The sequence below is a fragment of the Rhodopseudomonas rhenobacensis genome (genome assembly GCF_014203125.1).
In the GTDB taxonomy this organism is placed as follows: domain Bacteria; phylum Pseudomonadota; class Alphaproteobacteria; order Rhizobiales; family Xanthobacteraceae; genus Rhodopseudomonas_A; species Rhodopseudomonas_A rhenobacensis.
Genome location: NZ_JACHIH010000019.1, coordinates 1 through 11927, shown reverse-complemented (window position 1 = coordinate 11927; position 11927 = coordinate 1). Strand labels below are relative to the sequence as shown.

The 11927-nt window shown below is 65.3% G+C and carries 5 protein-coding genes; 4 read left to right on the top strand and 1 reads right to left on the bottom strand.

Annotated features, from left to right (window positions below; translation table 11 throughout):
* Positions 1-3: 3 nt before the first annotated feature.
* Complete coding sequence (malQ, locus tag HNR60_RS14865; protein WP_184258803.1) at positions 4-1959, bottom strand: 4-alpha-glucanotransferase; 1956 nt, start codon at positions 1957-1959, stop codon at positions 4-6.
* A 165-nt stretch (positions 1960-2124) separates the two neighbouring features.
* Between malQ and HNR60_RS14860 the strand changes: the two genes are divergently transcribed.
* The 4 genes from HNR60_RS14860 to glgX are packed head-to-tail and all read left to right on the top strand — an operon-like array spanning position 2125 to position 11643.
* A complete protein-coding gene (locus tag HNR60_RS14860; RefSeq protein WP_210313568.1) occupies positions 2125-4104 on the top strand; it encodes an alpha-1,4-glucan--maltose-1-phosphate maltosyltransferase in 1980 nt (659 codons plus the stop codon).
* 11 nt (positions 4105-4115) lie between these two features.
* Positions 4116-7415, top strand: coding sequence for a maltose alpha-D-glucosyltransferase (treS, locus tag HNR60_RS14855; RefSeq protein WP_184258799.1), 3300 nt, complete (start codon positions 4116-4118; stop codon positions 7413-7415).
* Positions 7412-9562: a 1,4-alpha-glucan branching protein GlgB gene (glgB, locus tag HNR60_RS14850; RefSeq protein ID WP_184258797.1), complete on the top strand. Its 2151-nt coding sequence runs from the start codon at positions 7412-7414 to the stop codon at positions 9560-9562. Before treS ends, glgB begins: the two co-directional genes overlap by 4 nt.
* 2 nt (positions 9563-9564) lie before the next feature.
* Positions 9565-11643 carry a glycogen debranching protein GlgX gene (gene glgX, locus HNR60_RS14845; protein ID WP_184258795.1) on the top strand — a complete coding sequence of 693 codons (2079 nt, stop codon included), beginning with the start codon at positions 9565-9567 and terminating at the stop codon, positions 11641-11643.
* Positions 11644-11927: the final 284 nt, after the last annotated feature.

The window sequence follows — 11927 nt, the reverse complement described above, 5'->3', positions numbered from 1 at the left end:
CGATTACCGTTGTTGGCCGCGACCGGCGGTGGCGTCTTGCAGCGCCGGCTGGTCGATCGCCGCCACGATGTCCTCGAGCGCCACCGGCAGCCGGCGGCGCCAGTTCGGATGCTGATCGACGGTGCCGGGGATATTGGGCTGGTCGGTGACTTTCAACAGGTCCTCCAGCGAGATCGCCAGCAGCCGCGAATGCGTGCGGGTGAGGAATTTGGTGACGGCGTAGAAATCGTCGCGTTCGATCGCCTCGTGCCGCAGCATGTCGCCGAGCATGCCGAGCGCATGCCAGCGCGCCTCGTCGGATTCGCCGGGGTCGATGCCGATCGAGCGCTTGAACTGCAGATCCGCGAAGGCGCGCCAGCCGGCGAAGGTCGCCAGATCGTGGGTGTTGAAGGTCACCAGCGCGTTGGCCGGATAGGCGTCGGGACCGCGGAACGAGCCGTTGCCGTCGCGCTCGAAGATCATCACCCGGTACGACCAGATGCCCCATGCCGCGAGCCGGTCGCGGAAGCCGTCCGGCACGGTGCCGAGGTCCTCGCCGATCACCACGCAACGATGCGCGCAGCTCTCCAGCGCGGTGACCGCGAGCAGCGCCTCGAACGGCATCTGCACATAGGCGCCGTTGTCGGCGCGGAAACCATGCGGCACCAGATAAAGCCGCTTCAGCCCGAGCACGTGGTCGAGGCGAATCGCGCCGGCGTAGCGCATCGAGGCGCGCAGCATGGCGCGGAACGGCTCGAAGCAGCGCGCTTCGAGCCCGGCGGCATTGAATCCGGCGAGCCCCCAGTCCTGCCCGGCGGTGTTCAGCGGGTCGGGCGGCGCGCCGACGCCGAGCTGGCGGGAAATCGCCACCTGCTCGGTCCAGGCGTCGAAGCCGTCGCTCTGCACCCCCACCGCGACGTCGAGATACAGCCCGATGCTCATGCCGAGCCGCTTGGCGCTGTCGCGACAGCCGCGCAACTGCTCGTCGGCGCACCATTGCACGAATTCGATGAATTCGATCTCGCGGCCGTCGTCGCCCGCGCGCAAGCTTTCACATCGTTCGTCGTCCGGCTGCCGCCACTCGGCCGGCCACTCCCACCATGGCGTTTTAAATTTGTGACGCAACACTTCGAAACAGGCGAACCGCAACAGCAACGCGCCGCGCTCCTCGCGGAATGCGGCGAACGCCGCGGCGCGCTCCGGCTGCGGCGCGGCGCAAAAGCGGTCGAAGGCCTGGCGCAGCGCCCGCCATTTCAGCCCGGCGACCGCCACGTAGCTGATGGTTTCGGCTTGCGCCAATTCCGCCATGGCGGGTTCGAAATCGGCAAAATCGCCCCGTGAAAACTCCGGCAATTGCTCGACGTCGACATACAGCGCGTTGAGAAACTGCCGGCTGTTCGGCGAATACGGGCTGCAATCCGACGGGCGATCGTCGAACAGCGCGTGCAGCGGGTTGAGGCCGACGCCGCCGGCGCCGAGCGAGGCGGCGAGATCGATCAGCCGCTCCAGATCGGTGAAGTCGCCCATGCCCCAGTTGCGGGCCGATCGCACGCTGTAGAGCTGCACCGCCAAGATCCAGCAGCGGTCGAAGCTGCCGCTATAGCCGGTCGGCGGCGCCACGATCAGCGGCGCTTCGTCCTGGCTTTGCGTCGCATCGGTCAACTGCAGCCGGTAGCTGCCGAGCGGCAGATCCCCCGGCCAGCGCAGCGTGCGGTCGCCGGTCTCGCCCTGGGCGATGACGGCGTCGTCGTCGCTGATGCGCCAGCGCGCCGGCAATGCCACAGCGTCCGACAATTCGGTGTGCGCCTCCTGGCCGCGGCGGATCACCACCGGCCCCGGCAGCCAGCGCCGGTGGGGCTGCATCGGCATGGCGTCGAGAATGATCTGCAGCGCCGCCGCGTCGGTGACGCGTCGGTGGCCCTGCCCGTCATAGAATTCGGTCTGGATGCCGCGCTCGGTCGCTTGAGTGAAAAGATCCATAAAACACGCTGTCTGCACGCAACGCGGGGAGCGTCGCGAATCTGTCAAATTGAAGAACAGGATAGTCGTCCACAACGTCGATGCGTAGAGTGGGTTCCGGGAACTATGCCCGGTATGGAGACTTTGTATAGGACCTGACCGCCCGTTCTCCAATTCATGATTGGGATGGTTATTCTAGATATTGGCATCACCGTGAACAAAACAGCACAAAGCATTCAAAGCGCCGCAGCCGGCGGGACTTTTCATATCGAAGAGATCTTTCCGATTGTTGACGGTGGCCGCTATGCGGTCAAACGCATCGTCGGCGAGCCGATCGCGATCTGGGCCGACATTTTTCGCGACGGCCACGAGGTGATCGCCGCCGCGGTGGTCTGGCGCCGCGAGCAGGATCAGGACTGGCAGCGGTCGCCGCTGCGCTATGACGTCAACGACCGCTGGGGCGGCTCGTTCGTGCCGGATCAGGTGGGACGCTACGTCTATGCGATCGAGGCCTGGACCGACGAATTCGCCACCTGGCGGCACAGCTTCGAACTGAAGCTGAAGGCCGGCCAGGACGTCACGCTCGACGCGCTGGAAGGCGCGGCGATGCTGACCAAGGCCCGCGCTGGCGGCGACACCGCGGCGATCATTCAACGCCATTGCCAGGCCTATCTGGAGACCGGCGAGCCCGAGCCGCTGCTCACCCCGGAGCTGCGCGACGCCATGGCCGACAGCCAGGCGCGCCCGGACCTGACCCGCTCGCCGCCGCTGCCGCTGATGATCGACCGGCCGCGGGCGCGCTCCGGCGCCTGGTACGAGATGGTGCCGCGCAGCCAGGGCACCACGCCGGGCCAGCACGGCACCTTCCGCGACTGCATCAACCGGCTTCCCGATATCGCCGCGATGGGCTTCGACGTGATCTATTTCACGCCGATCCACCCGATCGGCAAGACCAACCGCAAGGGCCGCAACAACGCGCTGACCGCCGAGCCCGGCGATCCCGGCAGCCCCTACGCGATCGGCGGCGCCGAGGGCGGCCACGACGCGATCCATCCGGAATTGGGCACGCTGGCGGATTTCCGCGCCTTTCTCGCCGCCTGCAAGCTGGTGGAGATCGAGGTCGCGCTCGACATCGCCGTGCAATGTTCGCCGGACCATCCGTGGCTGACCGAGCATCCCGACTGGTTCAGACGCCGGCCCGACGGCACCATGCGCTACGCAGAAAATCCGCCGAAGAAGTACGAAGACATCGTCAATCCGGATTTTGCCTGCGATGACGCCGGCTCGCTGTGGAACGCGCTGCGCGACGTGGTACTGTTCTGGGCCGAACAGGGCGTCAAGATCTTCCGCGTCGACAATCCGCACACCAAGCCGTTGCCGTTCTGGGAATGGCTGATCCACGAGGTTCAGCTGCAGCACCCCGACGTCATCTTCCTGGCCGAAGCGTTCACCCGGCCGAAGGTGATGCAGGGCCTGGCCAAGCTCGGCTTCACGCAGTCCTACACCTATTTCACCTGGCGCACCCAGAAGTGGGAGATCGAGCAATATCTCAACGAATTGGCCGCCTACCCGATGCGGGAGTATTACCGCCCGAACTTCTTCGTCAACACCCCGGACATCCTGCCCTATCACCTGCAGAGCGGCGAACCCTGGATGTTCAAGTCGCGCCTCGCGCTGGCGGCGACGCTGTCCGGCACCTACGGCATCTACAACGGCTTCGAACTGCTCGAACACGAGCCGATCCCCGGCAAGGAGGAATATCTCAACTCCGAGAAATACGAAATCAAGGTGCGCGACTGGGATCAACCCGGCAACCTCAAGCCCTATATCCGCGACATCAACCGCGTGCGGCGCGCCAATGCGGCGTTGCTGCAGACCAGCAATCTGCGCTTCGTCGGCATCGACGACAGCAACGTGATCGGCTTCGTCAAGCAATCGGTCGACGGGTCGAATACGGTGGCGGTGGCGATCGCGCTGTCGCGCGATTATCACGAAGTCTGGTTTCCATTGGGGGACGTTCAGATTGAAACCAGTCATGGCCTGAGCAATGTCGCCGTGCTGGAAAATCTGATCACCGGCGAGCGCGTGCCGCTCGAATGGGGTGGCGTCCGCCTGCGCATCGACCCCAACCGTGATCCCGCCCTGCTGTTTCGCTGCTTAGCCTGAAGGGCTTGCCAATGAATATCATGCCCTCGATCGAGCCGAACGGCTCGCAGACCACCGTCGAGACCGACGAGCTGTGGTACAAAGACGCCATCATCTATCAGCTGCACGTCAAGGCGTTCGCCGACAGCAACAATGATGGTATCGGCGACTTTGCCGGCCTCACCGAAAAGCTGGACTATCTGCAGGAGCTCGGCGTCACCGCGCTGTGGCTGATGCCGTTCTATCCCTCGCCCGGCCGCGACGACGGCTACGACATCGCCGATTACGGCGCGGTCAGCCCCGACTACGGCACCATGAAGGACTTCCGCCGCTTCATCTTCGAGGCCAAGCGCCGCGGCCTGCGCGTCATCACCGAGCTCGTCATCAACCACACCTCGGACCAGCACGACTGGTTCAAGCGCGCCCGCCGCAGTCCGAAGGGATCGAGCGCGCGCGACTGGTACGTCTGGAGCGACAGCGACCAGAAATATTCCGGCACCCGGATCATCTTCACCGACACCGAGAAATCCAACTGGTCGTGGGACGCCGAGGCCAAGCAGTATTACTGGCACCGCTTCTTCTCGCATCAGCCGGACCTGAACTTCGACAATCCGCGGGTGGTCTCCGCGGTGATCCAGGTGATGAAGCGCTGGCTCGACACCGGCGTCGACGGCTTCCGGCTCGACGCCATTCCCTATTTGTGCGAGCGCGATGGCACCAACAATGAGAATCTCCCCGAGACCCACGCCGTCATCAAGACGTTGCGCGCCGAACTCGACGCCTATGCCAAGGGCAAGGTGCTGCTCGCCGAAGCCAATCAATGGCCGGAGGACGTCCAGCAATATTTCGGCGCCGGCGACGAATGCCACATGGCCTATCACTTCCCGCTGATGCCGCGAATCTACATGGCGCTGGCGCAGGAAGACCGCTTTCCGATCACCGACATTCTGCGGCAGACCCCGGATATTCCGGCGAATTGCCAATGGGCGATGTTCCTGCGCAACCATGACGAACTGACGCTCGAAATGGTCACCGACGTCGAGCGCGATTATCTGTGGTCGACCTACGCCAACGACCCGCGGGCGCGGATCAATGTCGGCATCAGGCGGCGGCTTGCGCCGTTGATGGACAACGACCGCCGCAAGATCGAATTGATGAATTCGCTGCTGCTGTCGTTTCCCGGCACGCCGATCATCTATTATGGCGACGAAATCGGCATGGGCGACAACATCTATCTCGGCGACCGCAACGGCGTGCGCACGCCGATGCAGTGGACCCCGGACCGCAACGGCGGCTTCTCGCGCGCCGACCCGGCGCGGCTCTACGCGCCGACCATCATGGACCCGGTGTACGGCTACGAGGCGGTCAACGTCGAGGCGCAGTCGCGCAGCCTGTCGTCGCTGCTCAGCGCCACCAAGCGACTGATCTCGGTGCGCAAGTCGACGCTGGCATTCGGCCGCGGCACCATGAGCTTCATCCGGCCGTCGAATCGTGCGGTGCTGGCCTATGTCCGGCAATATGAGGACGAAGTGATTCTCTGCGTCGCCAATCTGTCGCGTTCGGCACAGGCCACCGAGCTCGATCTGTCGGCGTGGAAGGACCGGATTCCGCAGGAGATGCTGGGACGCACGAGGTTTCCGGCGATCGGCGAACTGCCCTACATGATCACGCTGGCACCCTACGGCTTCTATTGGTTCCGGCTGTGCGAGCGCGACGCTTCGCAGCACCCGACGACCTCGGCGGTGCCGGAATTCGAGACCCTGGTGGTGCCGCTCGGCGCCACCTGGATGACGCTCGGCCGCACCCGCGGCGTATTCGAGCGTGACGTGCTGCCGGCGCATCTGGCGCGCACCCGCTGGTATCCGGAGCGCTCGCCGCGCGCCATCCATCCGCGGCTGACCTCCGCGATTCCGTTCTGCATCGAGGGCGACAACCGGCCGTGGCTGGCGTTCTTCGAGGCGACGCAGCGCGGCGTGACCTCGCGCTACGTGCTGCCGATGCAGATCAACTGGGTGCGCTTCGACCGCGAGCGCTTCAATCCGCGGGCGTTTGCCGCGGTGCGCCAGGGCGCCCGCGAAGGCACCCTGCTCGACGTCGCCTCCGATCCCGACTTCGTGACGCTGTTGTTGCAGAATCTGCGGGCGTCGCTGGTGGTCGAGGAGCAAGGCGCCCAGCTCGCGTTCCGTCCGACCGCGCGGCTCGCCGAGAAGCCGGACAAGCCGCTGCAGAACATCCGCGCCGTGGAGACCGAACAGTCCAACAGCACCACGCTGGTCGACGGCGATTATGTGGTGAAACTGTATCGGCGGCTGGAGACCGGCATCAATCCCGAGATCGAGATGGGCCGCTTCCTCACCGACGTCGCCGGCTTCGCCAACACCCCGGCGCTGATGGGCAGCGTCGAACTGATCGAGGGCGACAACACCAGCGCAGTGGCGGTGGTGCACGCCTTCGTCGGCAACCAGGGCGACGGCTGGACCGTGACCCAGGCCTATCTCGATCGCTTCGTCGACGAGCAGCGGCTGCTCACCACCGCCGAACAGCCCGGCGAAAGCGACGAAACCGTGCCGTATCTGCGTTATATGTCGCAGACCGGCAGACGCGTCGCCGAGATGCACGTGGCACTTGCCGCCCACGACGAAGTGGCGGATTTCGCGCCCGATCCGATCACCGCCGCGCAGCTGCGCGAGTGGGTCGACAACGTAACCGCCTATGCCGAACGCGTCATCGACGAGGTGAAGCGCCGGCGCGATCAGCTGAAAGAAGCCGATCGGCCGCTGGTCGACGAACTGGCCAGGCAGCGCGATTCGATCCGCGAGCGGCTGCGCGGCCTGTTGCACGAGGACGGCGGCGGGCTGAACATCCGCCACCATGGCGATTTCCATCTCGGCCAGATGCTGATCGTCAAGGATGACGTTTTTATTATCGATTTCGAGGGCGAGCCGCGCCGCACCCAGACCGAACGACGCCGCAAGGCGCCGGCGGCGCGCGACGTCGCCGGGTTGATCCGCTCGATCGACTATTCGGCCACCGCGGCGCTGGATCGCGCGCTGAAAAGCTCGCCGGACGACCAGGGCAAGCTTGCCTCGGCGCTCGAAGCGTGGCGTAACCGTTCGACGGCGGCGTTTCTCGGCGCCTACCGCGAATCCATGACCGATACCCGGCTGTGGCCTGGTAATCCTGAGGCGGCGGGTGGGATTCTCGATTTCTTCCTGCTAGAAAAAGCCTTCTACGAAATCGAATACGAACTCGCCCACCGTCCCGATTGGCTCCGCGTCCCGCTCGCCGGCGTCATTCGGATTTTGTCCCAGCGTTCCCAGGAGGTCACATGATTGCGAATCTGCCCGAGGAGGCATACGCGATTGTGGAAGGCCGCCACGCCGACCCGTTTCGCTATCTCGGCCCCCATCAGGAGAATGATCGCACCGTGGTGCGGGCGTTCCTGCCGGAAGCCTCGATGGTCGACGCGGTCGACGAGCATGGCGGCACCGCAGTGTTGGAGCGCGTGCACGACGCCGGCTTGTTCGTCGGCCTGCTGCCGAACGGCTCGAGCCGCTATCAGCTGCGCGCCCGGTTCGGCGAAACAACCGTCGATCTCGACGATCCGTATCGGTTTCCGCCGATCCTGACCGACTTCGATCTCTATCTGCTCGGCGAAGGCACTCATCAGCGGCTGTACGACAAGCTCGGCGCCCATCCGATGACAATGGATGGCGTCGACGGCATCGGCTTCGTGGTGCTGGCGCCGAATGCGCAGCGCGTCAGCGTGGTCGGCGATTTCAACTTCTGGAATCCGCGACGACACCCGATGCGGGTGCGCGGCAGCGGCTATTGGGAGCTGTTCATTCCCCGCGCGCTGGCCGGCGATCACTACAAATTCGATATTATCGGCCAAAACGGCCAGCAGCTGCCGCTGAAGTCGGACCCGCTGGCGTTCGCCGCCGAGCTGCGCCCTTCCACCGCCTCGATCGTGCTCGATCCGTCGCGGATGTCGCATCCCCGCCCGGCGCCCGCCAACATCAACGCGCTCGACGCGCCGATGTCGATCTACGAAGTGCATCTCGGCTCCTGGCGCCGCAAGGACGACAATCAGTGGCTGAGCTATCGCGAGCTCGCCGAGGTGCTGCCGGCTTACGTCCGCGATCTCGGCTTCACCCATGTCGAATTTCTGCCGGTCAACGAGCATCCGTTCGACGGCTCCTGGGGCTATCAGCCGACCGGGCTGTTCGCGCCGACCAGCCGGTTCGGCTCGCCGGAAGATTTCGTCGCGCTGATCGACGCCTGCCATCGCGAGAATATCGGCGTGCTGCTGGACTGGGTGCCGGGGCATTTCCCCGACGATCCGCACGGCCTCGCCAATTTCGACGGCACCGCGCTCTATGAACACGCCAACCCCTTGCAGGGCCGGCACATGGATTGGGGCACGCTGATCTACAATTACGGCCGCACCGAAGTGGTCAACCTCCTGGTCTCCAACGCGCTGTTCTGGCTGGAGCGCTACGCCATCGACGGGCTGCGGGTCGATGCGGTGGCGTCGATGCTGTATCTCGACTATTCGCGCCCGGCGGGCGGCTGGATCCCGAACAAGTTCGGCGGTCGCGAAAACCTCGAGGCGATCGATTTCCTGCGCCGCTTCAACACCGAGGTCTATGCGAAATTCCCCAACGCCACCACGGCGGCCGAGGAATCCACCGCCTGGCCGCAGGTGTCGCGGCCGGTCGAATATGACGGGCTGGGCTTCGGCTACAAGTGGAACATGGGCTGGATGCACGACACCCTGGACTACATCAGCCAGGATCCGATCTACCGCAAATATCACCACGGCGAGATCCTGTTCGGCCTGCAATACGCCTTCTCGGAGAACTTCATTCTGCCGCTGTCGCACGACGAAGTCGTGCACGGCAAACGCTCGCTGATCGGCCGGATGCCGGGCGACGCCTGGCAGCGCTTCGCCAATCTGCGGGCGTATTACGCCTTCATGTTCGCGCATCCCGGCAAGAAGCTGATGTTCATGGGCTGCGAATTTGCCCAGGAGCGCGAGTGGAATCACGACCGTTCGCTGGATTGGCATCTGCTCGAACAGCCGAGCCACCAAGGCATCCAGACGCTGATCCGCGACCTCAACGGGCTGTATCGCCGGCTGCCGGCGCTGCATCAGCTCGACTGCGACGGCTACGGCTTCGAATGGATCATCACCGACGACGCCGACCGCAACGTGTTCGCCTGGATCCGCAAGGGCAACGACGCCCGCGCGCGCTGCCTGGTGGTGGCGAACTTCTCGCCCAACGTCTACCACGACTATCGCGTCCGGGTGCCGTTCCCCGGCAGATGGCGCGAGGTGCTGAATTCGGACTCCTCGCATTACGGCGGCAGCAACGTCGGCAACACCGGCGAAGTGCACACGCTGGATCAGCTGATCCCCGAGCTCAGCCTGTCGCTGCCGCCGCTCGGCGTCATCTTTCTCACGCCGGAAGACTGACGATGCGACTTTCGGCCGGCGCACCTTTCCGTCTCGGCGCAAGCTGGGACGGCCGGGGCACGAATTTCGCGCTGTTCTCGGCCAATGCCGAGAAGGTGGAATTGTGCCTGTTCGATACTCAGGGCCGGCGCGAGCTGGAGCGGATCACGCTGCCGGAAAAGACCGAGGACGTCTGGCACGGCTATCTCAACGACATTTCGCCGGGGCAATTGTACGGCTATCGTGTGCACGGGCCGTATGAGCCGGAGCGCGGCCACCGTTTCAACGCGCATAAGCTCTTGCTCGACCCTTACGCCAAGCGGCTGTTCGGCCGGCTGGTGTGGAGCGACGCGCATTTCGCCTATCGCCCCGGCAGCCCGCGCGAGGATCTGTCGTTCGACCGCCGCGACAACGCCCGCGGCATGCCGAAGGCGGTGGTGGTCGACGAGACCTTCCATCTCGGCCGCCACGACACCCGGCCGCGGATTCCGTGGGAAGACACCATCATCTACGAGGCCCACGTCAAAGGCCTGACGCAGACCCATCCCGACGTGCCGCCGCATCTGCGCGGCAGCTACAGCGCGTTGTCGTCGCAGCCGATGATCGATCACTTCAAGCGGCTCGGCGTCACCACCATCGAGCTGTTGCCGATCCACGGCCTGGTCGACGACCGCACGCTGGTCGAGAAGAAGCTGACCAACTACTGGGGCTACAACACGCTGTCGTTCTTTGCGGCGGAGCATCGCTACACCCAGGACCACCCGCTCGAGGCGTTCCGCACCACGGTGGCGCGGCTGCACGACGCCGGTATCGAAGTCATTCTCGACGTGGTCTACAACCACACCGCCGAGGGCAATCAGCTCGGCCCGACGCTGTCGTTCCGCGGCATCGACAACGCCTCGTACTACTGGCTGAAGCCGGACAACCCGCGGTTCTACGACGACTTCACCGGCTGCGGCAGCTCGGTCAACCTCACCCATCCCCGCGTGCTGCAGATGGTGATGGATAGCTTGCGCTACTGGGTCGAGACCTGCCACGTCGACGGCTTCCGCTTCGATCTGGCCACCACGCTGGCGCGCGGCCCGCGCGGCTACGACCGCAACGCCGGGTTCTTCACCGCGATTCGCCAGGACCCGGTGCTGGCCTCGGTGAAGATGATCGCGGAGCCCTGGGACCTCGGCATGGGCGGCTACCAGGTCGGCGCGTTTCCGTCGCAATGGTCGGAGTGGAACGACCGCTACCGCAGCGCGATGCGGCGCTACTGGGGCGGCGAAGGCAGCCTGACCGGCGAAATCTCACGCCGCATGACCGGCTCCTCCGACCTGTTCAACCACGACGGCCGCCGGCCGCGCGCCAGCATCAACCACGTCACGGTGCATGACGGCTTCACCCTCGCCGACCTCTACAGCTACAGCGTCAAACACAACAAGGCCAACGGCGAAGACAATCGCGACGGCTCCAACGACAACCTCAGCAACAATTGTGGCCACGAAGGTCCGAGCCCGGATCCCGCGGTGCGGGCGCTGCGGCTGCAGCTGCGCAAGAACCAGCTCGCCTGCCTGATGCTGGCGCAGGGCGTGCCGCTGCTGCTGGCCGGCGACGAGGTCGGCAATTCGCAGCACGGCAACAACAACGCCTATTGCCAGGACAACGAGATCGGCTGGGTCGGTTGGGACGGGCTCGGCCGGCCCGACGACGATCTGATCGAGTTCGTCGGCCGGTTGACCACGCTGCGGATGAACTTCCCGCAGATCCGCTCCACCCAGTGGCTCGACGGCCGCCGCGCCGACGGTTCCTACGGCGTGCTGTGGCTGACGCCGACCGCCGACGAGATGACGCAGCAGGACTGGGCGTTTCCCGACGGCCGCTTTCTGGCTTACGTGCTCAGCCCGGCCGAACGCGGCTACGCGCCGCTGTTCGTCGTGCTGAATTCGGCGCCCGCGGCGATCACCTTCAAATTTCCGAAAACCCCGGAATGGAAAGTCTGGCGCCAGGTGCTCAACACCACCGACGACCGCCCGGTGATCGATCCCTGGCCTGCCGGCGGCGAGATGATCGCCCCGCCGCGGTCGGTGCTGGCGTTCGCCGGCTCGGCGGCGTGAAGGGCTTGACGCAGGCACGCGACGATGTCGGTCGTTTGAGTTTGGTCGTGCCAATTCGGCATCGGCCTGACGGGCATCCCGCAACGACGAAACCTTTGCTGCTGCGAATTTGATCGAAGCGGCGCGGCATCTTCCCTCGCCCCGCTTGCGGGGAGAGGGTGGCGTGACAAGCGAAGCTTGTCGCGCCGGGTGAGGGGGCGCCGCGTTATGCCGAGGCGGGGGGGGGGGGGGGGGGGGGGGGCGCGCGGGGCGGGGGGGCGCGGGGTGGCCCCACGGGGGGAGGC

Coding starts and splice junctions, on each gene's coding strand:
- glgB (WP_184258797.1), top strand. CDS start 7,412: ATGATTGCGAATCTGCCCGAGGAGGCATACGCGATTGTGGAAGGCCGC.
- malQ (WP_184258803.1), bottom strand. CDS start 1,959: ATGGATCTTTTCACTCAAGCGACCGAGCGCGGCATCCAGACCGAATTC.
- treS (WP_184258799.1), top strand. CDS start 4,116: ATGAATATCATGCCCTCGATCGAGCCGAACGGCTCGCAGACCACCGTC.
- glgX (WP_184258795.1), top strand. CDS start 9,565: ATGCGACTTTCGGCCGGCGCACCTTTCCGTCTCGGCGCAAGCTGGGAC.
- HNR60_RS14860 (WP_210313568.1), top strand. CDS start 2,125: ATGGTTATTCTAGATATTGGCATCACCGTGAACAAAACAGCACAAAGC.